Annotated in this window: 23 protein-coding genes; 7 read left to right on the forward strand and 16 right to left on the reverse strand. The window is 68.5% G+C overall.

The genetic code is table 11. From position 1 onward, the window contains the following. The first annotated feature begins 62 nt into the window (after positions 1–62). The 3 genes from A4F85_RS18285 to A4F85_RS18295 all read left to right on the forward strand — a co-directional run bounded on the left by A4F85_RS18285 (position 63) and on the right by A4F85_RS18295 (position 3428). Entirely contained in the window at positions 63–896 is an 834-nt protein-coding gene (locus tag A4F85_RS18285; RefSeq protein ID WP_016446597.1) for an ABC transporter ATP-binding protein, read from the forward strand. 53 nt (positions 897–949) lie between these two features. Then, entirely contained in the window at positions 950–2197 is a 1248-nt protein-coding gene (locus A4F85_RS18290) for a phenylacetate--CoA ligase family protein (RefSeq protein ID WP_063327372.1), read from the forward strand. A 241-nt stretch (positions 2198–2438) separates the two neighbouring features. Further along, entirely contained in the window at positions 2439–3428 is a 990-nt protein-coding gene (locus A4F85_RS18295; RefSeq protein ID WP_012203083.1) for a tripartite tricarboxylate transporter substrate-binding protein, read from the forward strand. 108 nt (positions 3429–3536) lie between these two features. Here the strand turns inward: A4F85_RS18295 and A4F85_RS18300 are convergent, their stop codons facing one another. Both A4F85_RS18300 and A4F85_RS18305 read right to left on the reverse strand, forming a co-directional pair. After that, positions 3537–4052: a hypothetical protein gene (locus A4F85_RS18300; RefSeq protein ID WP_016446600.1), complete on the reverse strand. Its 516-nt coding sequence runs from the start codon at positions 4050–4052 to the stop codon at positions 3537–3539. A 64-nt stretch (positions 4053–4116) separates the two neighbouring features. Beyond that, complete coding sequence (locus A4F85_RS18305) at positions 4117–5019, reverse strand: LysR family transcriptional regulator (RefSeq protein WP_063327373.1); 903 nt, start codon at positions 5017–5019, stop codon at positions 4117–4119. A gap of 148 nt (positions 5020–5167) precedes the next feature. On the opposite strand from A4F85_RS18305, the gene A4F85_RS18310 reads away from it, so the two are divergent. Then, positions 5168–6151 carry an aldo/keto reductase gene (locus A4F85_RS18310; RefSeq protein WP_063327374.1) on the forward strand — a complete coding sequence of 328 codons (984 nt, stop codon included), beginning with the start codon at positions 5168–5170 and terminating at the stop codon, positions 6149–6151. A gap of 22 nt (positions 6152–6173) precedes the next feature. On the opposite strand, the gene A4F85_RS18315 is transcribed toward A4F85_RS18310, so the two are convergent. The 3 genes from A4F85_RS18315 to A4F85_RS18325 are packed head-to-tail and all read right to left on the reverse strand — an operon-like array spanning position 6174 to position 8500. After that, complete coding sequence (locus tag A4F85_RS18315; protein ID WP_063327375.1) at positions 6174–6503, reverse strand: DUF1840 domain-containing protein; 330 nt, start codon at positions 6501–6503, stop codon at positions 6174–6176. A gap of 33 nt (positions 6504–6536) precedes the next feature. Further along, positions 6537–7865 carry a class I SAM-dependent methyltransferase gene (locus tag A4F85_RS18320; protein ID WP_063327376.1) on the reverse strand — a complete coding sequence of 443 codons (1329 nt, stop codon included), beginning with the start codon at positions 7863–7865 and terminating at the stop codon, positions 6537–6539. 26 nt (positions 7866–7891) lie between these two features. After that, the gene (locus A4F85_RS18325) at positions 7892–8500 is read right to left on the reverse strand and encodes a hypothetical protein (protein WP_063327377.1); all 609 of its coding nucleotides are present in this window, start codon (positions 8498–8500) and stop codon (positions 7892–7894) included. A 22-nt stretch (positions 8501–8522) separates the two neighbouring features. Between A4F85_RS18325 and A4F85_RS18330 the strand changes: the two genes are divergently transcribed. Then, complete coding sequence (locus tag A4F85_RS18330) at positions 8523–9794, forward strand: aminopeptidase (RefSeq protein WP_082848232.1); 1272 nt, start codon at positions 8523–8525, stop codon at positions 9792–9794. Here A4F85_RS18330 and A4F85_RS18335 read toward each other — a convergent pair. Next, positions 9746–11173 (reverse strand): ATP-binding protein, encoded by a 1428-nt coding sequence (locus A4F85_RS18335; RefSeq protein ID WP_063327379.1) that lies wholly within the window; start codon positions 11171–11173, stop codon positions 9746–9748. The two genes, A4F85_RS18330 and A4F85_RS18335, sit on opposite strands and share 49 nt — an antisense overlap. Next, positions 11166–11840, reverse strand: coding sequence for a response regulator (locus A4F85_RS18340; RefSeq protein ID WP_063327380.1), 675 nt, complete (start codon positions 11838–11840; stop codon positions 11166–11168). The genes A4F85_RS18335 and A4F85_RS18340 overlap by 8 nt, the downstream gene beginning before the upstream one ends. A 135-nt stretch (positions 11841–11975) precedes the next feature. On the opposite strand from A4F85_RS18340, the gene A4F85_RS18345 reads away from it, so the two are divergent. Continuing rightward, entirely contained in the window at positions 11976–13733 is a 1758-nt protein-coding gene (locus A4F85_RS18345) for a phosphoethanolamine transferase (protein WP_063327381.1), read from the forward strand. A gap of 24 nt (positions 13734–13757) precedes the next feature. Here the strand turns inward: A4F85_RS18345 and A4F85_RS18350 are convergent, their stop codons facing one another. The 6 genes from A4F85_RS18350 to A4F85_RS18375 form a co-directional block, all read right to left on the reverse strand. After that, complete coding sequence (locus A4F85_RS18350; RefSeq protein ID WP_082848233.1) at positions 13758–14282, reverse strand: nucleoside deaminase; 525 nt, start codon at positions 14280–14282, stop codon at positions 13758–13760. A 10-nt stretch (positions 14283–14292) separates the two neighbouring features. Then, a complete protein-coding gene (locus tag A4F85_RS18355; RefSeq protein ID WP_012203071.1) occupies positions 14293–15060 on the reverse strand; it encodes an ABC transporter permease in 768 nt (255 codons plus the stop codon). A gap of 16 nt (positions 15061–15076) precedes the next feature. Beyond that, on the reverse strand, positions 15077–15919 hold the full coding sequence (locus A4F85_RS18360) for an ABC transporter ATP-binding protein (protein ID WP_012203070.1): 843 nt from the start codon (positions 15917–15919) through the stop codon (positions 15077–15079). Between the two features lie 69 nt (positions 15920–15988). Beyond that, positions 15989–17026, reverse strand: a complete 1038-nt coding sequence (locus A4F85_RS18365; RefSeq protein ID WP_043825805.1) for an ABC transporter substrate-binding protein — start codon at positions 17024–17026, stop codon at positions 15989–15991. Between the two features lie 55 nt (positions 17027–17081). Then, the gene (locus tag A4F85_RS18370) at positions 17082–17597 is read right to left on the reverse strand and encodes a nucleoside deaminase (RefSeq protein ID WP_034390074.1); all 516 of its coding nucleotides are present in this window, start codon (positions 17595–17597) and stop codon (positions 17082–17084) included. A 10-nt stretch (positions 17598–17607) separates the two neighbouring features. Beyond that, positions 17608–18636 (reverse strand): ABC transporter substrate-binding protein, encoded by a 1029-nt coding sequence (locus A4F85_RS18375; protein ID WP_043780730.1) that lies wholly within the window; start codon positions 18634–18636, stop codon positions 17608–17610. Positions 18637–19234: 598 nt separating this feature from the next. Between A4F85_RS18375 and A4F85_RS18380 the strand changes: the two genes are divergently transcribed. Next, complete coding sequence (locus tag A4F85_RS18380; protein WP_063327382.1) at positions 19235–20257, forward strand: isopenicillin N synthase family dioxygenase; 1023 nt, start codon at positions 19235–19237, stop codon at positions 20255–20257. A gap of 227 nt (positions 20258–20484) precedes the next feature. On the opposite strand, the gene A4F85_RS18385 is transcribed toward A4F85_RS18380, so the two are convergent. From A4F85_RS18385 to A4F85_RS18395, 3 genes are all read right to left on the reverse strand, one after another. Then, positions 20485–20739, reverse strand: a complete 255-nt coding sequence (locus tag A4F85_RS18385) for an acyl-CoA-binding protein (RefSeq protein ID WP_012203065.1) — start codon at positions 20737–20739, stop codon at positions 20485–20487. 115 nt (positions 20740–20854) lie between these two features. Beyond that, complete coding sequence (locus A4F85_RS18390; protein ID WP_063327383.1) at positions 20855–21634, reverse strand: ABC transporter ATP-binding protein; 780 nt, start codon at positions 21632–21634, stop codon at positions 20855–20857. A 61-nt stretch (positions 21635–21695) separates the two neighbouring features. After that, a complete protein-coding gene (locus tag A4F85_RS18395) occupies positions 21696–22904 on the reverse strand; it encodes a M20 aminoacylase family protein (RefSeq protein ID WP_043825815.1) in 1209 nt (402 codons plus the stop codon). Between the last annotated feature and the right edge of the window lie 156 nt (positions 22905–23060).

Raw genomic sequence — 23060 nt, forward strand, 5'->3', positions numbered from 1 at the left:
GAGATGCTCCGAGAGTTGCGGCCCCGCACTCCGCTTTCGTATCAACGCCCATGGACGACGCCATGACCACCGCACCCACCTCCGCCCCGGCCGCCAGCGATCCGCTGCTCGTGGTCAATGGCATCGAAGTCATCTACAACCATGTGATCCTGGTGCTCAAGGGCGTTTCGCTCCAGGTGCCGCGCGAGAGCATCGTGGCCATTCTGGGCGGCAACGGCGCGGGCAAGACCACGACGCTGCGCGCCATCTCCAACCTGCTCAAGGGCGAGCGCGGCGAGGTGACCAAGGGCACGATCGAGCTGGAGGGCGAGCGCATCGAAAGCCTCACGCCCTCCGAGCTGGTGCAGCGCGGCGTGGTCCAGGTCATGGAGGGGCGGCACTGCTTCGCCCACCTGACCATCGAGGAAAACCTCATGACCGGCAGCTACACGCGCACTGACAAGGGCGAGATAGCAGCCAACCTCGAGAAGGTCTACAACTACTTTCCGCGCCTGAAGACGCGCCGTACCTCCCAGGCCGCCTACACCTCGGGCGGCGAGCAGCAGATGTGCGCCATCGGCCGCGCGCTGATGGCCAATCCGCGCATGGTGCTCCTGGACGAACCCTCGATGGGCCTGGCCCCGCAGATCGTCGAGGAGGTGTTCAACATCGTCCGCGACCTCAACAGCAAGGAAAAGGTCACCTTCCTGCTGGCCGAGCAGAACACCAACATGGCGCTCAAGTACTCGGACTACGGCTACATCATGGAAAGCGGCCGCATCGTCATGGACGGCGCGGCCTCGGACTTGGCCAGCAACGAGGACGTCAAGGAGTTCTACCTGGGCGTGGGCGGCGGCGAGCGGAAAAGCTTCAAGGACGTCAAGAGCTACAAGCGCAGAAAACGTTGGCTGGCCTGACCGGCGGACATTTTCCAGCCCCTGCCCCAGACCCTTCTTCCACAGGACTAGCCATGAGTGCCTTCTACGACGCGCTGGAGACGCGCACCCCTGACGAACGCGAAGCGGCGCTGCTGTCCGCCCTGCCCCGGCAGATCGCCCATGCGCAGCAACACTCTGCCGCCTTCGCCCAGATCCTGGACGGCGTCGACGCCACGCAGATCACCAGCCGCGAGGCCCTGGCCCGCCTGCCGGTGACGCGCAAGTACGAGCTGCTGCAGCGCCAGGCCGAGCAGCGGCCCGCGCAGATCTTCGGCGGCTTCAACGCCATTGGCCTGGGCCAGCCCATGCCGCGCCTGTTCTGCAGCCCCGGCCCCATCTACGAGCCCGAAAGCCGCCGCCCAGACTACTGGCGCATGGCGCGCGCGCTGCATGCCTCGGGCTTTCGGCCCGGCGAGCTGGTGCACAACTGCTTCAGCTACCACTTCGTGCCCGCGGGCTCGATGATGGAAAGCGGCGCCCATGCGCTGGGCTGCACGGTGTTCGCAGGCGGCACGGGCCAGACCGAGCAGCAGGTGCAGGCCATGGCCGACCTGCGGCCCGCCGGCTACGTGGGCACGCCCAGCTTCCTCAAGATCATTGTGGAAAAGTCCCTGGAGATGGGCCTGCCCATCCCCTCCGTGACCAAGGCCATGGTCTCGGGCGAGGCCTTCCCGCCCTCGCTGCGCGACTGGCTGGCCGAGCGCGGCATCGCGGGCTACCAGTGCTACGCCACGGCCGACCTGGGCCTGATCGCCTACGAGACCGAGGCCCGCGAAGGCCTGGTGCTGGACGAGCAGGTCATCGTCGAGATCGTGCGCCCCGGCACGGGCGACCCGGTGGCCCCCGGCGAGGTGGGCGAGCTGGTGATCACCACGTTCAATCCCGACTACCCGCTGATCCGGTTCGGCACGGGCGACCTCTCTGCCGTGCTGCCCGGCCAGTGCCCCACGGGCCGCACCAATGCGCGCATCAAGGGCTGGATGGGACGCGCCGACCAGACCACCAAGGTGCGCGGCATGTTCGTGCACCCGGGCCAGATTGCCGACGTCGTGCGCCGCTTCCCCCAGGTGGGGCGCGCGCGGCTGGTGGTCACGGGCGAGATGGCCAACGACCAGATGCAGCTGCTGGTCGAAACCCGCGAAACCTCACCGGGCCTGGCCCAGCAACTGTCCGATGCCGTGCGCGAAGTCACCAAGCTGCGCGGCGATGTGCAGATGGTGCTGCCGGGCACCCTGCCCAATGACGGGAAGGTCATTGAAGACGCGAGGTCGTACAAGTAGCCACCGTGGCGCGGGTACGGCGGCCTCGCCGCCGAGCAGCGTTCGCAGACCCTGAAAACATGACGCCTGTCAAGACTCCCAGGGTTTGCACTAGATCAATGGCAAGGGAATCTGCTGCGGCGCAATAGAAACAATTCTTAAAATCCGTCTCCTCGTGCATTCGGTTTCTTTTGCGTGTTTGCCCTCGAAGGCAAATGCGCATCGCCCCCTATCATTTGCACGCTATTTACTTGGAGACACTATGAAAGCATTGTTCAAGATCGCAGCCATTGCGCTGGCAGCCGGTGCAGCCCTTGGCGCCCACGCGCAGGACTATCCTGCCGCAGGCAAGACGATCACCCTCATCGTGCCGTTCACCGCAGGCGGCCCGACCGACAAGGTGGCCCGCGATCTGGCCGAGTCCATGCGCAAGCAGTTGAACAATGCCACCATCGTGGTGGACAACGCCGACGGCGCCGGCAGCACCATCGGCACGGCCAAGGCCGCACGTGCCCGTCCTGACGGCTACACGCTGCTGATCAACCACATCGGCATGTCCACGATCCCGTCGCTGTACCGCAAGCTGTCGTTCAACGTGCTCAACGACTTCGAGTACGCCGGCATCATCAACGACGTGCCCATGACCCTGATCGGCCGCCCCAGCCTGCCGGCCAAGAACTTCGCCGAGGTCAAGGACTGGATCGGCAAGAACCAGGGCAAGGTCAACCTGGCCAATGCCGGCATCGGTTCCGCCTCCCACCTGTGCGGCCTGATGCTGCAGGCGTCCATGAAGACGGAAATGACGCCCGTGCCCTACAAGGGCGCCGCCCCCGCGATTGCCGACCTGATCGGCAACCAGGTGGACCTGCTGTGCGACCAGACCACCAACACCACGGGCCAGATCACGGCCAAGAAGGTGCAGGCCTATGCCGTCACCACGCCCAAGCGCCTGACCATGCCCGCGCTCAAGGACCTGCCGACGCTGGCCGAAGTGGGCGTGCCCGACTTCCAGGTCACCATCTGGCACGGCCTGTACGCACCCAAGGGCACGCCGGCCGACATCGTCAAGAAGGTCAACGAGGCCATGAAGGCCGCCCTGAAGGACCCCGAGTTCATCAAGCGCCAGGAAGCCCTGGGCGCCGTGATCGCCAGCGACGGCCGCATCGAGCCCGAAGGCCACAAGAAGTTCGTCCAGGCCGAGATCGAGAAGTGGGGCAAGGTCATCAAGGCAGCCGGCACCTACGCCGACTGATCCCGAGGACCACCACCGCGACGGATCGCCCGGTTGCAACCACGATCAAGCCCGGCTTCGGCCGGGCTTTTTCGTTGGCGGGAGCCGCGCGACAGCAGCGGTGCAGTCTCAGGGCGCCGGCCCGCGCAGCGCCATCACGGCCTGCCAGCTGCCGCCGCGCTGGCTTGCGTTGTAGAGGTTGCTCTGCGTGTTGCCGGGACCTTCGTAATAGCTGCCGCGCATCAGGCATTGCGATCCCGAGGCCGTGCAGTGCACGAGCTCGACGCCGAACATCAGCGCCGGCCGGCCGCTGGCCCGGTCCAGCACCTGCTCGCCGCCTTTTCCAACGTCGCAGGCCGAAGCCGGCCGCACCTGGCTCTGGCCGCTGAGCAGGGCCAGCGTGCCCGCATCGGGGTCCAGCAGCGCCCAGCCCCGGCCGTTGCCTATGCAGTAGGCCGCCGCCTTGGGGCCGAGGTTGGAGGCGTTGTCCAGAAACAGCAGCGAATACACGGCAGCCGCCGCTCCCGGGGGCGCCTGCGGGCCGGTGGGCGCCTTGGGCCTGTCGGCACAGGCGGCCAGTGCCAGTGTGGCGGCCAGCGCGCCCAGCCAGGGCAGGAATCGGGAGGAATGACGGAGGCGGTGCATGGAAGTCCTTTCTTTCTCGCAATCTGCGTGCGTGTTTAACACGGCGCGCGGCCCCTGCTGCGGCTCAGGCCGGGCCTTCGAGTTCGGCATGCCGCCGCTCGAACAGTTCAATGAGGTGGTCGGCCACGGCACGCACACGCCGCGAATGGGCAAGGTCGGCATGCATGGCAAGCCAGATCGGCTGGTCGGCGCCCAGCTGCGGCTCCACGCAGACCAGCCCCGCCTGCCGCGCCAGGAAATGCGGCAGCACGGCCAGGCCCAGGCCGGCCTGGGCCGCGGCCAGCTGCGCGGACAGGGTATTGGTCTCCAGCCGGCAGGGACGCCCGTGCAGGGCGCGCGCCATCCAGCGTGCGGCGGGCAGGTGGGCATGGCTGTCGTCCCAGCCGATGAAGGCATCGCCCTCGAACGGGTCCGAGCCGTGGGTGCCCGCGCTTCCGTTGCCGCCTGCGCGGCCTTGCACGTAGCCGGCCGATCCATACAGGCCGAAGCCCAGCGTGCCCAGGCGCCGTATCGTGAGGTGGCCGGCCTCGGGCTGGGTCATGCGCACGGCCAGGTCGGCGTCGCGCCGGTGCAGGTTCAGCGTCTGCACTCCGCTGACCAGCTGCACGCGCAGACCCGGGTGGCGGGCGAACAGAGGGACCAGCGAGGGCGCGATCAGCGGGTTGGCCAGGTTCTCCGCCGTGGCCAGCCGCACCACGCCGGCGACCTGCGCCTGGCTTTGCGCGGCATCGCCCAGGGCCTGGGCCGCCTGCTCCAGCGCCTCGGCCGGGGCCAGCAGCGCCTGGCCGTCGGCCGTGAGCCGATAGCCGCTCTGGTGGCGGCTGAACAGCGGCATGGCCAGCGCGGACTCCAGCCGGTCCAGCCGGCGCGAGACCGTGGCCACGCCCAGCCCCAGCGCGGCCGAGGCACCGCTCAGGCTGCCGGCGCGGGCAATGGCCAGGAAGATGCGGGCGTCGTCCCACTGCAATGGAATGCTCCTTTGTTTTCGGGAATGTTTTTCGGGAATTTTTTCGGGAATGCTTTCCGAAAATGGAAGATCAAAGCGCGATTTTGTCAGTAGGCAAGGCCGCTTCGGAAAACCATACTGGCCCCTTGTTTCAGCAAGAGGATATGCAATGCAACAACGCAAACTTGGCCACGATCTGCAGGTATCCGCCCTGGGCCTGGGCTGCATGGGCATGAGCGAGTTCTATGGTCCGCGCGACGACGCCCTGGCGCTGCAGGCGCTGGACCATGCCGTGGAGTCCGGCATCGACTTCCTGGACACGGCCGATGTCTACGGGCCGCACCACAACGAGGAGCTGATCGGCCGCTTCCTGGCCACGCGCCGCCCGCGCGTGAAGATCGCCACCAAGTTCGGCATCGTGCGCAAGGCCGGGGAGTACCGGCGCAGCATCGACAACAGCGCGCAGTACGCACGGCAAAGCTGCGAGGACTCGCTGCGGCGCCTGGGCGTGGAGCGCATCGACCTGTACTACGTGCACCGCGTCGATGCCATGCGCCCCATCGAAGAGACCATGCAAGGCCTGGCGCAGCTGGTGCAGGAGGGCAAGATCGCCCGCATCGGCCTGTGCGAGGTCAGCGCGGCCACGCTGCGCCGCGCCCATGCCGTGCACCCGGTGACGGCCGTGCAGACCGAGTATTCGCTGTGGACGCGCGAGGTGGAGGAAGAGGTGCTGCCCGCCTGCCGCGAGCTGGGCGTGGGGCTGGTGGCCTATTCGCCGCTGGGGCGCGGCTTTCTCACGGGGCGCTTTCATGGCGGCACGGCCTTCGAGCAGGGCGATTTCCGCGCCAGCCTGCCGCGCTTTCAGCCCGGCAACATCGACACCAACCAGGCCCTGGTGGGCGCCGTATCGGCCCTGGCGCAGCGCAAGGGCAGCACGCCCGCGCAGATCGCCCTGGCCTGGCTGCTGGCCCAGGGCCCTGACGTGGTGCCCATTCCGGGAACCCGGCGCATCGCCCATCTGCAGGACAACCTGGGCGCGCTGTCCGTGGCACTGACCCCCGCCGAGCTGGACGAGCTGCGGCGCGCCAGCGACGAGCTGCCCGTGGCCGGGCAGCGCTATACGGAGGAAGGCATGAAGGGCATCAACGCCTGAAGGGGCCGGTGGGGCCGCCGGCTTACCAGGTGACGTCGCTGTTCTCGGCGGCGCTGCGTCGCAGCATGTCGATCATGGGCGCGGCGCGCTGGCTCAGGCTGACGGCGTCGCGCGCGCCCGCTGCGGCGCTGTCCTGCTCGCCGTCCTGGGACTCGTCTTCATGGCTGGCCTTGCGGCGGGCGTCGTCGTCGGCGACGGCGGCCTCCAGCGCCTCTATGGCGGCGGGAATCTGCTGCACCGTGATGATGCCGCTGGCGCCGGGCGTCTTGCCGACGATCTCCAGGACCTGGCGGCCGTTGGATTCGAGCATGATGACGTCGGCCGTGGCACGGGACTTGAACTTGTAGAGCATGGCTATCCTTTTTCTGTGTGGCGTGTCATGCACTCAGCGGTACATGTACTCGCGGTTGAAAGCATAGTCCGATTGAGCCCCCACCATGGGTCCCGACTGCAGCCGTCCATCGGGATGCGTGCACAGCATCTGGTGCAGGGCGATCCAGCCGCGCTCGAATCCCATGGCGCAACCCGCCAGATAGAGCCGGTAGGCGCGCAGCACCTTGGCGGCACCTTCGGCATCGGCATGCTGCTCAAGGATACGCTGTGCCTGCGGCAGCCGGGCTTCCAGTGCGTCGGACCAGTTCCACAGCGTGCGTGCGTAGTGGGGCCGCAGGTTCTCCGTGTCCACCATTTCCAGCCCGCTGTGGCCCATGTCGTGCAGCACGCGGCTCACATGCATCAGCTCGCCGCCGGGGAAGATGTAGCGGTCGATGAACTCGCCCATGCCCGCGCCCAGCTCGGTGTTGTCCACGCCGCCCGCCGTGATGCCGTGGATCAGCGCCATGCCGCCCGGGCGCAGCAGGCGGTGCACGGTCTGGAAGTACTCGGGCAGCTGGGCCTGGCCCACATGCTCGAACATGCCCACCGAGCCTATCTTGTCGAAGGGCTGGCCGGGCGCCAGCGCGCGGTAGTCCAGCAGTTGCATGTCCACCTTGCCCTGCAGGCCGCGCTCGGCAATCAGCTGCTGCACGTAGCGGTGCTGGTTGTGCGAGAGCGTGATGCCCGTGGCCGTGACGCCGTAGTGCTCGGCCGCCCACAGCAGCAGCGCGCCCCAGCCCGCGCCGATGTCCAGGAAGCGCTCGCCGGGCCGCAGGTCCAGCTTGCGGCAGATGTGCTCCAGCTTGGCCTCCTGGGCCTGGGCCAGCGTCATCTGCGGATCGCGGAAGTAGGCGCAGGAATAGACGCGGCGCGGGTCCAGCCACAGGCCGTAGAAGTCGTCGGAGATGTCGTAGTGGAACTGGATCTGCTGGGCATCGCGCGCCAGCGTGTGCGCGGCCATGGAGCGCATGCGGGCCATGGCATGCCCCCACCAGTGCGATGTGCCGCGCACCGGATCGGACTGCAGCAGGCTGGCGGCCACCGCCATCACGTCGCGCATGCGGCCGTCGATGCGCACCAGCCCTTCCACGATGGCACTGCCCAGTGTCCCTATCTGCCCGGCCGCCAGGCTGGCGATGGCCGACATGGTCTGGAAATGCAGCACCACCTGCGCATCCGCAGGACCAGCGCGCTGGCCGGACGGCAGGATCACGGCCACGGGGACAGGGAGAGACGCCAGCCGCGCCTCGATGGAGCTCAGCACTTGTGTCATGGCGTTCATTTTTGACAGCAAGGCGCACTGCGTCAATCGCAGCCTGGGCTGTGCATGGCGGGGCATGGCGCCCCGCCACAGCGGGGGGGGAATCAGGCGATCAGCTGCCTGTAGTCGCGCCGTGTCTGATCCGTCACCGAAGCAAGCACTTGCTCGAAGGGCGTCTTGTGCCGTGCGACCAGCCGCAGGGATGCCACGGCACGCGATTTGCAAAACCAATGACAGGTGTACTGCATGAGCAACAGCTCGGCCGTCATCGTGAAGGCACGCGCACGGCGTTCGTCCTCGTTGGCGCTGTCGGCCACGCGCACGGAGGCAATGCCGCGCGCATGCAGCTGCATGGCGTCGCGCAGATCGAAGGATGACGAGGGAAAGAGCCGGTCCAGATAGGGGAGCGCCACGGGCAGCGTGCTCACGCGCGTGAGCTGCGGATCGGCCGTGGCCATCTCCTTGGCAAAGCGCTGGAACTGCTCGGCCAGGTTGGCCTCGGTGTTGTCCAGCACGGTCCAGATCTGGGCACGGCGCTGCTCGTCGTTCTCACCCAGGGCGCGCAGATAGCCTTCGATCAGGCCGCCCATCAGCTTCTCGATCTGGAATCGTCCCAGATACTGGGCCAGCAGCAGGGTATGCCGGCGCTGTTGCTGCGTCTTGAGCAGGTAGATTGCGATGAAGACAATGATCGCCAGCGTGAAGAAGTCCATGAAAGCAGCAAGGGGGCCAAGGGTGCGAGAAGGCTTGAGTGTAGTCAGGCGCGGCCTGCCCGCGATTTTGGTGGGCATAGGCCTGCTGCTGGGCGGCTGTGCCAGCCGGGGGGCCGGTGGCGACGGGCTGGGCTATTACTGGCAAAGCCTGCGCGGGCAAATGCACCTGCTGCAGGCCAGCCGCCCGATTGACGACTGGCTGCAGGACGAGAGCCTTGCGCCCGCACTGCGCGAGCGCCTGCTGTCGGCCCGGCGCATGCGCGCCTTTGCCGTGGAGCGCCTGGGCCTGCCCGACAACGCCAGCTACCGCCGCTATGCCGATCTGCAGCGGCCGTTTGCCGTATGGAACGTGGTGGCCGCGCCGCCCGACAGCCTGGAGCTGCACCGCTGGTGCTTTCCGGTGGCCGGCTGCGTAGGCTACCGGGGCTACTTTGCCGAGGCCGACGCCATGGCCCAGGCACGGCAACTGGCCGACCAGGGCCTGGAGTCCGGCAGCTACGGCGTGCCCGCCTATTCCACGCTGGGCTACCTGAACTGGCTGGGCGGCGATCCGCTGCTCAACACCTTCATCGGCTGGGGCGAGGGCGAGTTCGCCGGCCTGCTGTTCCACGAACTGGCCCACCAGGTGGTCTATGTGGCCGGCGACACGGCCTTCAACGAATCCTTTGCCACCACCGTGGAGCGCCTGGGCACGCCGCTGTGGCTGGCCACCGAGGCCGGCCCCGCCGCCCGCGCACGCTGGGATGCAGGCCAGCTGCGGCGCGCGCAGTGGCGGGCGCTGACCGGCCACACGCGCCAGGCGCTGCAGCAGCTCTACCAGGATCCGCAGCAGCGCGGCCCCGCCATGCCGCAGGCCAAGGCGCAGATCTACCAGCAGTTCCGCAGCGACTACGCTGCGCTGCGCGCGCAATGGCGCAGCGCCGATGCCGCTCTGCTGACCACCGATGCACAGCGCCAGCTCTACGACCGCAACCAGGCGCGGCTGGACCAGTGGGTGGCCGATGCCAACAACGCCAGCTTTGGCGCGCTGGCCGCCTACGACGACTGGGTGCCGGCCTTCACTGCGCTGTGGAGGCAGGCGCAGACCCAGGTGCCGGCCCAGGCCGGCGGCGAGGCCGCCCAGGGCTGGCAGCGTTTCTATGCCGAGGTAGAGAAACTGGCCGCCCTGCCTGCCTTGCAGCGCAACACAAGGCTGTGCGGTCTCATGCCCGCCGATGCGCTCCTGCCGCCTGCCTGCGCCCCGGATCAGGACCGTGCGTCGGTATCCACGGACGGGTCGCATCCCGGCAACTGAATGCGGGCCAGCAGGCCGTTGGAACTGCCGGGCAGCGGCGACTGCAGCTCCAGGCTGCCGCCATGCTGGGCCACGATCATGGACACGATGGACAGGCCCAGGCCGTAGCCCGGCGACGCCAGCTCCCGCACGGTGCCCTGGGGCAGGCGCAGGTCGTCCACATGGCGCACATGGCGCTCGCGCGCGGTGCTCAGCGCCGCCGCATCCATGCCCGGCCCCTCGTCGCGCACCTGGACGGTGTGGCTGTCGCAGACTTCGAGCAGCACCTCCGAGCCATCGCTGTAGCGCAGCGCGTTCTCCACCAGGTTGCGCAAGGCGATGGCCAGCGTGTCCACATCGCCCGCCACCGGACCGCAGGGCTGCTCGGGCAGCACCACGTCCAGCCGCAGCTGGGTGGATTCGTCCTGCTGCCAGAACTCGGAGGCCACCATGCTGGCCAGCGCGTCCAGCCGCACCTCGTCCTGCGCCAGCGCCGAGCCCGAGGCCGCGCGCGACAGCTGCAGCAGCTTTTCCGTGCGCTGGCGCAGCCGCTCCAGCGCCTCATAGGCCGCGCGCACATCGGTGTTGTCCACGCCCCTGTCCAGGGCCGTCTGCAGGCGCAGCGTGGCCACGGCCAGCGGCGTGCGCAGCTCGTGGGCCGCATTGGCAGCCATGGAGCGCTCCACCTGCAGCGCATGCGACAGGCGCTGCATCAGGTGGTTGATGCCCCGGCCCAGCCGCCACAGCTCGCGCGGCATGGCGTCCAGGTCCAGCGGCTCCAGGTTGGAGCCGCCGCGCTCACTCAGCTGCAGCTGCATGTCGCGCAGCACGCGCAGGCGCCGCCGCGCGGTCACGCGCAGCGCCCAGCCCATGAGGGCGAGCATGACCAGCATCACCGCGCCCAGCGCCAGCAGCGCCCGCTGCAGCGCCTCGCTGCGCTCGACCATGGGATCGGCCAGCATCAGGAACAGCGGCTGCCGGGGATGGGCCACCACATAGATGCGCCAGCCCTCGCGCTCGTAGAAGCCCTCGCGCATGGGCACGGCAAAGGCTGCCACGGGGGCGGCCTGGGTGCGCAGCAGCACGTTGCCGCGGCCGTCCTGCAGCTGGTAGACCAGATCCTCGGCCTCGTCGCCCGGCTGCGAGGCCACATGCGGGCGCTGCACGCCCTCGCGCGAGTGGTCCTCCTGTTCCAGCTGGTGCACGGCCACCTCCAGCAGGCGATGGCCGCTGTCGATCATTTCCTGGTCGAAGTTGTGGTGCACGATGTGGCTGACATACCAGGCCAGCGCCAGCACGCAGGCCAGCCAGACGGCGGCCAGGGCCAGTGTCAGCTCGCGGGCCAGCTGGTCGGCCAGACGGGGCGGCAGCGCCAGGCTGTAGCGCTGCGGCTCATCCATGCTCGAGGGCCAGGCGGTAGCCGGTACCGCGCACGGTCAGGATGCGGTCGCGCCCGAGCTTGCGGCGCAGCCGGCTGATGAACACTTCCAGCGTGTTGCTGTCGGCCTCGGCATCGAAGCCGTAGAGCGCATCGAGCAGATGCTCGCGCGCGTGCACACGCTGCGGCTGGGCCGTGAGCACGCGCAGCAGCGCCCATTCCTTGGGCGTGAGCAGCAGCGTGCGGCCCGCATCGCGCACCATTTCGCGGGCCAGGTCGATCTCCAGCGTGCCCATGCGCAGCACGGCGTCCTGTCCGGCCTGCATGCCGCCGCCGCGCCGGCTCACGGCGCGCAGGCGGGCCAGCAGTTCCTCGGGGTCGTAGGGCTTGACCAGATAGTCGTCGGCCCCCGCGTCCAGCCCGCGGATGCGGTCGCTGACCTGGTCGCGTGCCGTCAGCACGATGGTGACGGGAGGCTGCTCCAGCCGGCGCAGCGTGGGCATGAGCGCCAGGCCGTCGCCGTCGGACAGGTGCAGATCCAGCAGCACGGCCGCGTAGCTGGCACCGGCCAGGCAGCCGCGCGCCTGGGCCAAAGAAGGCACGCTGTCGATCAGAAAGGCCTTGGAGCGCAGATAGCTGCCCACCGCCTGGGCCAGTGCCTCATCGTCTTCGACCAGCAGGATTCGCATGGGAGGCTGGGCCTTCGCACATCAGGGTGTGCACCGGGTACGGGCGCAACAGAGGGGACGGGAGGGGTTCAAGCTGAACGGAGTCTGAACGCGGGGTTCAGATGTTCTTAAGCTGCGAATTCTACGCTCGCGGCCATGTCAGAACGCCTGCTCGCCCGCCCCCCCTTTGCCGGCTCCTCCGGCACCGGCCAAGCCCCGGCCCCATCCTCTGCCCAGCCTGCCCCCGCCAGCCTCCCGGCACGGCTGCGCACGGCCTGGAGCGCCCCGCGCTCGCCCCAGGCCGTGGCCCTGGTGCTGGCGCTGTGGCTGCTGGCCACCGCGAACTGGGCGCTGTGGCTGCGCCTGCCCCACCTCGAAGGCTATGACGGCAGCCTGGCCACCCTGGTGCTGCGCCTGCTGCCGCTGGGCCTGGGCGGCATCCTGCTGCTGCTGTCGCTGACGGCCTGGCCGCGCGGCATGAAGCCGCTGTGGATCGCCCTGCCCTGGATTGCCGGCTCGGCCCAGTACTTCATGACCGCCTACGGCACGGTCATGGACGGCGGCATGATCAACAACATCCTGCAGACCGACCTGCGCGAAAGCAGCGACCTGTTCAACCCCCAGCTGCTGCTGCAGCTGCTGCTGGTGGCCGGCCTGCCCACGGCCTGGCTGCTGCGGCTGCGCATCATCCGCCCGCGCCGCAGCACGCAGACGGTGCTGCGCACGCTGGGGCTGCTGGCCGCCTCGGTGGTGCTGCTGGCGGCCTCGGTCTTTGTCTCGTACCGCGAGCTGGCCCCCGTGATCCGCAACAACCTGTGGATGCGCCACATGCTCAACCCCGTGAGCCCCGTGCTGGCCTCGCTGGACGCGGTGCTCAAGCCCATCCTGCGGCCCAAGCGCCCGTTTGCCAGCATTGCGGCCGGCGCCACGCTGGGCGCCACCTACGCGGCCGAGCGCAAGCCGCCGCTGTTCGTCATCGTGGTGGGCGAGACGGCGCGCGCCGCCAACTGGGGCCTGAACGGCTATGCCCGCGACACCACGCCCGAGCTGGCCAGGCGCAAGGTGCTCAACTGGAGCAACGTGACCTCCTGCGGCACCAGCACGCGCGAATCCGTGCCCTGCATGTTCTCGCACCTGGGCCGCACGGGCTTCTACAAGAGCAAGGTGGACTACGACAACCTGGTGGACGTGCTGTACAACGCCGGCCTGGCCGTGCTGTGGGTGGACAACCAGGCTGGCTGCAAGGGCGTGTGCGAACGCATTCCCAACGCCAGCACGGCCGACCGCCTGAACACGCCCGACGGCAAGGCCCTGTGCTCCAGCGACGGCGAATGCCTGGACGGCATCCTGCTCAGCGGCATCGACGAACGCATCGCCGCCCTGCCGCGCGAGCGCCGCGAGCGCGGCGTGGTGCTGGTCATGCACGAGATGGGCAGCCACGGCCCGGCCTACTACAAGCGCTCCACGCCAGAGACCAAGGTCTTCCAGCCCGAATGCCTGACCAACGCGCTGTCCAGCTGCACGCGCGAGCAGGTGGTCAATGTCTACGACAACTCCATCCGCTACAACGACCACTTCCTGTCGCAGACCATCGACTGGCTGGCAAGCCAGCAGTCGCGCTACCAGACCGGCATGGTCTACATGTCGGACCATGGCGAGTCGCTGGGCGAGATGGGCATCTACCTGCACGGCATGCCCTACGCCATGGCGCCCGACGAGCAAAAGCACATTCCCATGATTGCCTGGCTGGGCAACCTGGGCGAGCGCACCGGCGTGTCCGAGCGCTGCGTGCGCGGCCAGCTGGACGCGCCGCTGTCGCACGACAACCTCTACCACACCACCCTGGGCCTGCTGGACGTGACCAGCCCCACCTACCAGAAGCCCCTGGACGCGCTGGCCGGCTGCCGCAGTTGAGCGGGCGCGGGGCGCAGCCGCCGTTCAGCGCTGCTGCCAGAAGCCCCGGTGCGGCTCCAGCATCTCCTCGTGCAGCGCAGGCACCGGACCGATGACCTGCACGGCGCGCTGCCCGCGCGCGAAGACCTCGCGGCAAGGCAGGGACAGCGTGGGATTTTCGGGATGGTCGCCCGTCAGCGCCAGCAGCGCCGTTTCCTCGGCGCCGTAGAGCACGCGGCCTATGCCGGCCCAGTAGATGGTTCCGGCGCACATGGCGCAGGGCTCGAAGGTGGTCACCAGGGTGCACTGCGCCAGGTAGGCGCCCGGATAGTTGGCGGCCGCCGTGCGCGCCAGGGTGGACTCCGCATGGTTCACCGTGTCGATGTTGCCCTGCTCCGCCAGCACGGTCTCGCCGTCTGGCGCCAGCAGCAGCGCGCCAAAGGGGTGGCGGCCCATGGCCATGGCCCGCCCGGCCACGGCGCCTGCACGGCGCAGCTGGCGGGCCACCTGTTCGTCGGTCAGGGGCGTCATGGGCGTCATGGGCGATGTCGTCGTGGGTGCGGGCATCATGGCCGGATTCTCACTCGCCCTGCGAGCCGCGCCGGGCCCAGCCGGTGGTGCGCTTTTCGATGGCGCTGAACAGCTCGTACATCACCATGGCCATGGCGCCCACCACGATCAGGCCGGCAAAGGCCAGGCCCATCTGCATGGACGAGCCGGCCGACACCAGCAGGTAGCCGATGCCTTCGTTGGCCGCCGTCATCTCGCTGACCGTGGTGCCCACGAAGGCCAGCGTGATCGCCACCTTCAGCGAGCCGTAGAAGTAGGGCATGGAGCGCGGCAGGCCGACCTTGATCAGCACGTCCCAGCGCCGGGCGCCCAGCACGCGCAGCACATCCTCCAGCTCGGGCTCCAGCGTGGCCAGGCCGGTGGCGATGTTGACCATGATGGGAAAGAAGCTGATCAGGAAGGCCGTGAGGATGGCCGGTCCCGCGCCGATGCCGAACCAGACCACCAGGATGGGCACGAAGGCCGCCTTGGGCAGCGCGTTGAAGGCCGTCATCAGCGGATAGAACGCCGCATAGGCCAGGCGCGAGGAGCCGATCAGAAAGCCCAGCAGCACGCCCACCACGATGGCGATGCCAAAGCCCGCCATCGTCACCCAGTAGGTGCGCCAGGCATGGGCGGCGATGATGCCGCTGAACTCGGCCAGCTGCCGGCCGATGGCCCAGGGGCTGGGGAAGATGAATTCCGAGACCTCGAAGGCCGAGCAGATGACCTGCCACAGCAGGATGACCGCCAGCAGCAGCACCCAGGGCGCCCAGCGTTCCGCGTATTTCTTGTGCATGTGAATCTCCCCCGTTCTATTGTTGGATGGCCGCGCCGGTCTTGCGCATGGCGCCGATGTGGCCGCGCAGCTCGTGCACGATGTCGGTGAATTCGCGCGTGTAGGTCAGCTCCAGCTCGCGCGGGCGCGGCAGCTCGATGTCGCGGCGCACCACGAAACGGCCCGGGCTCTTGCTCATCACGTACACGGTGTCGGCCAGGAAGACGCTCTCGCGCAGGTCGTGCGTGACCAGGATGACGTTGAAGCGCTGCTCGGCCTGCAGGTCGCGCAGCACGCACCACAGCTCCTCGCGCGTGAAGGCGTCGAGCGCGCCGAAGGGCTCGTCCAGCAGCAGCATCTGGGGCTCGTGGATCAGCGCGCGGCAGATGCTGGCGCGCTGCTGCATGCCGCCCGACAGCTGCCAGGGGTACTTGTCCTCGTAGCCGCCCAGGCCCACCTTCTGCAGCAGGGCGCGCGCACGCGCCTCGTACTCCTTGCGCTTTTGGCGGAACAGCGAGCGGTGCGGCTCCACGATCTCCAGCGGCAGCAGCACGTTGTCCACCGTGGTGCGCCAGGGCAGCAGCGACGGCGCCTGGAAGGCCATGCCCGAGATCTTCAGCGGCCCGGTCACGCGCTCGCCGTTGACCATGACGCGGCCCATGGACGGCATCTTCAGCCCCGTGGTCAGCTTCATGAAGGTGGACTTGCCGCAGCCCGAGGGGCCGACGATGGCGATGAACTCGCCGCGCCGCACCTGCAGGTCGATGGCCTCGACCGCGAAGTGGTTGGCGCGCAGCAGCTCCTCGTTGTAGGCAAGCCAGACGTCGCGGAACTCGACGAAGAAGGCGTCGTCATCGCCGTGGGATGTGGAGGAATTCATGGCAGGCAGCAGGCAAGGGCCGTGCGCGCCACCCGCTGGCGCACGCGCACGGTGTCAATCACTTTGTCGTCACTTCTTGGGCAGGATGTTCAGCTCGGCCGCAGACGGCAGGAAGCTGCCGTTCCAGACCTCGGCCGGGTTCACGCGCGTCTTGGTGGCGTAGACATCGGAGACCTGCGACGCCATCAGCGACAGGCGTGTGGGCACGACCTGGCCAAAGCCCTCGGCACGCGCGTCGGCGCTGTTGACCACGGTGTCGATGGCCAGCTGCAGGCGGCGCGTCTCCAGCTGGGTGTTGACGATGCCGTCGCGCTCCTTCACGTAGGCAATGGCCGCGCCCGGGTTGGCGATGACTTCCTTGGCCCCCTTGGCGAAGGCCTGCAGGAAGGCCTTGATGGCGGCCGGGTTCTCCTTGATCAGCTTCGGGCTGGCGATGATGGCGTTGCCGTACAGCTTCACGCCGAAGTCCGCATAGGGCATGACCACCACATCGGCGGCCTTGATGCCGCGCGCCTCCAGGTTCAGCAGCGAGGTGAAGGTGAAGCCCGTGATGGCATCCACATCGCCGCGCACCAGCATGGTCTCGCGCAGCGGCGGGTCCATGGCCGTCCACTGCACGGTGCCGACCTGGTTGGCCTTGGCGAACAGCGGGAAGGCGCGGCGGCCCGCATCGAACACGGGCGCGCCCAGCTTCTTGCCGGTGAGGTCGGCCGTCTTGGCGATGCCGCTTTTCTTGAGCGCCATCACCGAGGCCGGCGTGTTGTTGTAGACCATCATCACGGCCACGGGTTTGTTGGGCATGTCCGGGTTGTTGGCCTGGAACTCCATCAGCGCCGCGATGTCGGCAAAGCCCAGGTCATAGGCGCCCGAGGCCACGCGCTGCACCACGCCGCCCGAGCCGCTGCCGGCATCGACCGTGACATCCAGGCCCGCGTCCTTGAAGTAGCCCTTGGCCACCGGCTGCAGGAAGAAGGCGGCCGGCCCCTCGAAGCGCCAGTCCAGCTGGAACTTCAGCGGCGTGGCCGCGTGGGCCTGTGTATGGGCCGTTGCCAGGCCCGCGCTGGCGGACAGGGCCAGGACGGTGTGCAGGAACAGTCGTTTTTGCATGGTGGGCTTCCTCTCTGATGGTCAAAAGAAACGGTGGGGACGGAACGGGGCCGGATCAGCTTTTCCAGGCGCCCTGGTGCGATGCGGCGGCCTCGCCGATCAGCGCCGGGCCTATGCATTCGATGGCGTGGGACGAGGCGGCGAACACATCGCGGCAGGACAGCTCGGCATCCTTCTGGTCCAGGCGCTCGCCGCGGAATTCGCGCAGGCGCACGGCATCTATGCCGTAGACCACACGGCCTATGGCCGACCAGAAGATGGCGCCCGCGCACATCACGCAGGGCTCGGCCGATGAATACAAGGTGGCTGCGGACAGCGCCTCGCGGTCATGCAGCGGGCTGGCCAGGCGGATGGCCGACAGCTCGGCATGGGCCGTGCAGTCGCCGCTCTCGCCATTGGCGTTGGAGGCCTCGGCGAGCACGCGGCCATCGGCGGCCACGATGAGCGCGCCGAAAGGGCGGTTGCCGCGTTTACGCGCGCGGTCGGCCATGGCGATGGCGCGGCGCAGGTACAGGCCGTCGCGCTCGTCGAGCGAGGCCTCAAGGGGCAGTGAAACGGTGGCGTGGTCCATGTGCGATCCCTCAGGCCTTGGCCATGCGCGCGGCCAGCGGCGGCAGCAGGCTGCGGTTGAACAGCGCATCGGCCGACACGGGTGCCTTGAGGCCGAAGGCCTGGCTGACCTGCTCGGCCTGGCGGGCCAGCAGCTGCGGGTCGATGTCGCCCAGGCCGTGGCGCTGCGTATCGGGCGCGGCCAGGTACTGCGAGGTGATGGCCCAGCGCGCCAGTTCCAGCTTCTCATCCAGGATGGGCTCGCGCTGGCGCACGGCGGCCACGGCCAGCGCGGGCTGGGCCAGGCATTCGATGAGGGCGCGGTTGCTGGCGCGCAGGAATCCCGCCACCAGCGCCGGCTGCTCGGCCACCAGCGCGCTGGAAGCCAGGATGGCGTTGCCATACAGCTGCACGCCCGCATCGGTATAGCGCAGCACCGACAGCTCCTCGGGCTTGATGCGTGCGAACAGCGACACGGCCGAGTCATGGAAATAGGTGGCCGCATCCACATCGCCGCGCACCACCACGTTGTCGCGCGCCGAGAACTCCGTCGTGGTCCAGGCGAACAGGTCGGCCGGCAGGTTCTGTCGCTGCGCGACCAGGGGCCAGACGCGGCGCGTGGACTCCACGGCGGCGGCGGCCACCTTCTTGCCCTTGAGGCTGGCGAACTCGCCCGTGATGCCCCGGTCCTTGCGGCCGATGATGGCGAACGGCGCGCGGTTGTAGTACTGGTAGACGGCCTGCACGCGCGCGGCACCCGCGTTCTGCGCCTGGAACTCGATCAGCGAGCTGATGTCGCCCAGGCCCAGCTGGTAGGCGCCACTGGCCACCCGCGTGATGGATGCCACCGAGCCCGAGCCCACGTCGATGCTCACGTCCAGCCCCTCGTCGCGGTAGTAGCCCTTTTGCAGCGCCACGAAAAAGGGCGCGGTCTGCGAGGTCACGCGAAAGTCCAGCGTGAACTTCAGCGGTGTCAGCGCCTTGCCCTGGGCGAAGGCACCGGGCATCACGGCACTGGCAGCGGGAAGGGCGGCGGCGGCAAGGAAATGGCGGCGTTGCATGGTGGAACTCTCAGTCGCTATCAACATGGGGACCGGCCGCTGGCATGGGGCCGGGCGGCTGGCGTGACATGAGCAATTTCCGGGCAACGCGCACTGGGCGCGTGCTGAACGCTTCTACTCGTTCGTCCTTGTATGCAAAGTGCGTACCACCCCCTGAGTCGCTTCGCGCCTTCCCCCCTCTCTCGCTGCGCGGGAGGGGGACGACACCCTCGGTGCGGGGCGGCCCTTCCTCGGCGTCACTGGGCTGGGCCGCGCCGGTTTTCGACGCGGCGGGCATGCATCAGATTGGTGCCAGACGGTTCCGATGCGGCGCGTGCACCAAGCTGCCCGGCCCTCTTGCACCACGATGGAACGCAGGTGGCCTTGAACAGGCCTGCGCGGGCTGGCGCGCTGTTTGCTTGGGTGGTTGGCAAGAGTAGAAGCGTTCAGCTTGCCGGTCTGTGCCGGCGCGGGTCATTGCTCTTGAAGCGGGTGCGGGAGCGGCGTGGCTGCGACCTGTGCCTTGTCAGCCACTTCAAGAGCGACGGGCGGGATGGGTGTCTTTTTGCGCCGGCCGCTGCGTGCCTTGCCACTGCCTTTGCGGCAAAGGAAACAGACCATGAACATGCTTGCCAACCCCACCCTGACTTCGGCACCGGCTTCAGATTACGCCTTGGGTGAACTCGCCAAGGAGGCCCGCATGGGCGGCCAGGGGCAGGAGACGCGCGCACGGGAGGTGCGGGTGATCGACATCTCCGACTTTGACCGCCGCAAGGCCGAGATTGCCGATGCGATCTGGCAGGCCTCGGTGGAGATCGGCTTCTTCCAGGTGTCGGGCCACGGCATTCCCCAGCCCGATATCGATGCGGCCTTCGGGCGTGCCGAGCAGCTGTTCGCCCTGCCGCGCGAGGTGAAGGCGCAGTGGCCGCTGTCGCGCAATGCGGGCTGGGAGCACAAGGCGCAGATCCGGCCTTCCACGCGCACGCCCGACCAGAAGGAGTCCTACCAGATGACGCGCCCGCGCATGGCCGGCCTGTGGCCCACGGAGCAGGAGCTGCCGGGCTTTCAGCAGGCCACACTGGGCTTCGAGCGCCAGTGCTGGCAGGTGGGCATGCGGCTGCTGTCGTGCTTTGCGCACAAGCTGGGCTTTGATGCGGACTTCTTCACGCGCGCCCACGACCCTTCGGTGCCCGCCTACCAGAGCACGCTGCGCATGCTGCATTACTTCGCGGTCGATCCCGCGCTCAAGGACGAGCTGGGCCTGTGGCGCGCAGGCGCCCACACCGACTTCGACTGCCTGACCCTGCTGTTCCAGCGCGCGGGCCAGGGCGGCCTGCAGGTGCTGCCGGGCAAGGAGATGGAAGGCCAGCAATGGACGCCCGTGGACCCCGTGGAAGGCGTGATCACCTGCAACATCGGCGACATGCTCACGCGCTGGAGCGACGACCAGCTGCCCAGCAACTTCCACCGCGTGCGCAATCCCCTGCCCCATGAATACCAGGGCGCGCGCTACAGCCTGGCCTTCTTCTGCCAGGCCAACGAGGACGCGGTGATCGAAGGTCCGCAAAAGAAGTACCCGCCCATCACGGGCGCGGAGTACCTGCGCCAGCGCATCAGCGCCAACTTCTCGAACAAATATTGATCCCCCTGAGCGGCTGCGCCGCTTCCCCCTTCTCGCTTCGCGGAGGGGGACGACGCCTTCGGCTGGGCGCCCCCGCCGCGAGGTGGCTCTTGCTCGGCGTCCCTGAGTTGGGCCGCGCCAGTTTCCAGCGCTCCACTCTTTGACATAGTGTGGTGTGGCCTGGCCGGAAACGACAAGGCCCCGGAGTCCGGGGCCTTGTCTGTGTCTGCGATCGGTGGTGGTGTTGATCAGCGCAGCGACTCGATCAGGTCGATGTACTGCTGCTTGGCGTCATCGGCCGAGGTGTCCTTGAGCTTTTCCCAGGCGTCCCACTTGGCGCGGCCGACCATGTCGGTGAAGCTGGGCTTCTTGGCCTCGTTGTCGCCTTCGGTGGCCTGCTTGTACAGCGCGTAGAGCTTGAGCAGCGTGGCGTTGTCGGGGCGCTCGCTGATCGAGGTGGAGTTCTTGACGGCGGCCTCGAAGGCGGCATTCAGATCGGACATGGCGGGTCTCCTGGTGGGCGGTTCGTGTAGCGGCACAGTGTAGCCAAAAAAGCAGAAATTTAGAACGACCGTGCTTTTTTCACCGTTATCCGAACCGAGACCGGCTACGCCCCTCCTACGCTGCGCTGCACAGGTGCCCGGCCATGGGCCATCGGTCGGCCCCGCAAGGCGCGGGGGCCGGCGCCTGGCCCCGGGCGCTGCCCGGTTGCAGGATGCGGCCGTGCTCCATCACGACCACGCGGTCGGCGACGGCCAAGGCCTGCTGGCGGTCCTGGGTCGCATAGACGGCCGTACAACCCAGGCTGCGCAGCAGCCGGGGAATTTCCTCGCACAGGCGCTCGCGCAGGTTGCAGTCGAGGCCGGACAGGGGTTCGTCAAGCAGCACCAGGCGCGGGCGCTCCACCACGGCGCAGGCCAGCGCTGCACGCTGCTGCTGGCCGCCCGACAGGCTGCCGGGAAGACGCTCGCCCATGCCCTGCAGCCCGACCAGGCCCAAGGTCTGCTGCACCCGCTCGTGGATCTGCGCGCGAGGCAGGCCGCGCATTTCCAGCGCGAAGGCCACGTTGGCCTGCAGGCTCATATGGGGCCAGAGCGCATGGTCCTGGAGCACCAGGCCCAGCTCGCGCCGCTCGGGCGGCAGGGACTGCGAGGCGCTGGCCGCGCACTGCCCGCCCATCCAGACTTCGCCGCGGCTGGGCTGCTCCAGCCCGGCCAGGATCTTGAGCAGGGTGGTCTTGCCGCAGCCCGAAGGACCCAGCAGGGCCAGCACCTCGCCGGGGGCGATCTGCAGGCTGATGTCCTGGAGCACGGCGCGCTCGCCGTGGATGCGCTTGAGCTGCCGGGCTTGGACGGCCACGCCCTGCGCGGCGGCCGTGGAGGATTCGATGGAGGTCACAGGGACCGCATGCTAGGTGCGGTGTGTGACATGCCGGTGTCGGCCGGACCCTGCAAGGGCCTCAGCGCGTGGGCTCGCTCAGCCAGCGCTGGGCCAGCTTCACCCAGAACGTGGCGCCCTGCGGAATCAGCTGGTCGTTGAAGTCGTAGCTGGGGTTGTGCAGCGTGCAGGGACCGCCGCCGTGGCCGATGGCGCGGTGGTCGCCGTCGCCATTGGCGATGAAGCAGTAGGCGCCGGGCTTTTCCAGCAGCATGAAGGCGAAGTCCTCGGCGCCCATGGACGGCTCCTGAGGCAGCACATTGGCCTCGCCCACGACCTCGGCCATGACGCGGCGCGCGAACTCGGCCTCGGGGGCGGAGTTGATGGTGGGCGGGTAGTTGCGCACGAACTCGAACTCGCAGCGCGTGTCATGCGCGGCGCAGATGCTCTCGGCCAGGGTCTTCATGCGCCGCTCGATCAGGTCCAGCACCTCCAGCGTGAAGGTGCGCACCGTGCCCTGCAGCTCCACGCTGTCGGGCACCACGTTCGTGGCCTCGCCCGCGTGGACCATGGTGACCGAGACCACGCCCGCCTCGATGGGCTTGACGTTGCGGCTGACGATGGTCTGCAGGCCCAGGATCAGCTGGGCCGCCACGGGCAGCGGGTCGATCACCATGTGCGGCATGGCCGCGTGGCCGCCCTTGCCGCGCACGACGATGCGGAATTCGTTGCTGGACGCCATGGCCGGGCCCGGGCCCACGGCCATGGTGCCGGCCTTCATGCCCGGCCAGTTGTGCATGCCGAAGACGGCCTGCATGGGGAACTGGGTGAACAGGCCGTCCTCGACCATCTCGCGCGCGCCGCCACCGCCCTCTTCGGCCGGCTGGAAGATCAGGTGCACCGTGCCCTCGAAGCTGTCGCGGTGCGCGGCCAGGTACTGCGCGGCGGCCAGCAGCATGGCGACATGGCCGTCATGTCCGCAGGCATGCATTTTTCCGGCGTGGCGGCTGGCGTGCTCGAAGGTGTTGAACTCCTGCATGGGCAGGGCGTCCATGTCGGCGCGCAGGCCGACGGCGCGGCCGCTGGCGCCGCCGTCACGGCCGTGGATGGTGCCCACCACGCCCGTGCGGCCCAGGCCGCGGTGCACGGCGATGCCCCATCCCTCCAATTGCCGGGCCACGAGGTCGGCAGTGCGGATCTCCTCGAAACACAGTTCGGGATGGGCATGTATGTCGCGGCGCAGCGCGGTGATCTCGGGTGCGCGGTCCAGCAGTTCCTGCAGCAAGGCCATGGGGTTCTCCTCTAGAGCGTGTTATGCACTTTTAAGTACCCGCGTTGGCTCTGCGCGCTGGTGATCGCAAGGCGCAGTGCGCCGCCAAGGCTGAAGCCTTGGCAAGCGCTGCAACGCCGCGAGCGCCTGCGCGCAGAGCCAACCCTCCGGGAAAGC

Source organism: Delftia sp. GW456-R20 (assembly GCF_001622915.1).
GTDB classification, from domain to species: domain Bacteria; phylum Pseudomonadota; class Gammaproteobacteria; order Burkholderiales; family Burkholderiaceae_C; genus Comamonas; species Comamonas acidovorans.

Excerpts from the sequence above, each read along its gene's own strand:
- A4F85_RS18300 (WP_016446600.1), bottom strand. The coding sequence starts at position 4,052 with ATGCACCGCCTCCGTCATTCCTCCCGATTCCTGCCCTGGCTGGGCGCG.
- A4F85_RS18360 (WP_012203070.1), bottom strand. The coding sequence starts at position 15,919 with ATGAATTCCTCCACATCCCACGGCGATGACGACGCCTTCTTCGTCGAG.
- A4F85_RS18335 (WP_063327379.1), bottom strand. The coding sequence starts at position 11,173 with ATGGATGAGCCGCAGCGCTACAGCCTGGCGCTGCCGCCCCGTCTGGCC.
- A4F85_RS18325 (WP_063327377.1), bottom strand. The coding sequence starts at position 8,500 with ATGGACTTCTTCACGCTGGCGATCATTGTCTTCATCGCAATCTACCTG.
- A4F85_RS18380 (WP_063327382.1), top strand. The coding sequence starts at position 19,235 with ATGAACATGCTTGCCAACCCCACCCTGACTTCGGCACCGGCTTCAGAT.
- A4F85_RS18295 (WP_012203083.1), top strand. The coding sequence starts at position 2,439 with ATGAAAGCATTGTTCAAGATCGCAGCCATTGCGCTGGCAGCCGGTGCA.
- A4F85_RS18290 (WP_063327372.1), top strand. The coding sequence starts at position 950 with ATGAGTGCCTTCTACGACGCGCTGGAGACGCGCACCCCTGACGAACGC.
- A4F85_RS18285 (WP_016446597.1), top strand. The coding sequence starts at position 63 with ATGACCACCGCACCCACCTCCGCCCCGGCCGCCAGCGATCCGCTGCTC.
- A4F85_RS18355 (WP_012203071.1), bottom strand. The coding sequence starts at position 15,060 with ATGCACAAGAAATACGCGGAACGCTGGGCGCCCTGGGTGCTGCTGCTG.
- A4F85_RS18395 (WP_043825815.1), bottom strand. The coding sequence starts at position 22,904 with ATGGCCTTGCTGCAGGAACTGCTGGACCGCGCACCCGAGATCACCGCG.
- A4F85_RS18320 (WP_063327376.1), bottom strand. The coding sequence starts at position 7,865 with ATGCCCCGCCATGCACAGCCCAGGCTGCGATTGACGCAGTGCGCCTTG.
- A4F85_RS18375 (WP_043780730.1), bottom strand. The coding sequence starts at position 18,636 with ATGCAACGCCGCCATTTCCTTGCCGCCGCCGCCCTTCCCGCTGCCAGT.
- A4F85_RS18350 (WP_082848233.1), bottom strand. The coding sequence starts at position 14,282 with ATGATGCCCGCACCCACGACGACATCGCCCATGACGCCCATGACGCCC.
- A4F85_RS18345 (WP_063327381.1), top strand. The coding sequence starts at position 11,976 with ATGTCAGAACGCCTGCTCGCCCGCCCCCCCTTTGCCGGCTCCTCCGGC.
- A4F85_RS18310 (WP_063327374.1), top strand. The coding sequence starts at position 5,168 with ATGCAACAACGCAAACTTGGCCACGATCTGCAGGTATCCGCCCTGGGC.
- A4F85_RS18370 (WP_034390074.1), bottom strand. The coding sequence starts at position 17,597 with ATGGACCACGCCACCGTTTCACTGCCCCTTGAGGCCTCGCTCGACGAG.
- A4F85_RS18340 (WP_063327380.1), bottom strand. The coding sequence starts at position 11,840 with ATGCGAATCCTGCTGGTCGAAGACGATGAGGCACTGGCCCAGGCGGTG.
- A4F85_RS18385 (WP_012203065.1), bottom strand. The coding sequence starts at position 20,739 with ATGTCCGATCTGAATGCCGCCTTCGAGGCCGCCGTCAAGAACTCCACC.
- A4F85_RS18315 (WP_063327375.1), bottom strand. The coding sequence starts at position 6,503 with ATGCTCTACAAGTTCAAGTCCCGTGCCACGGCCGACGTCATCATGCTC.
- A4F85_RS18365 (WP_043825805.1), bottom strand. The coding sequence starts at position 17,026 with ATGCAAAAACGACTGTTCCTGCACACCGTCCTGGCCCTGTCCGCCAGC.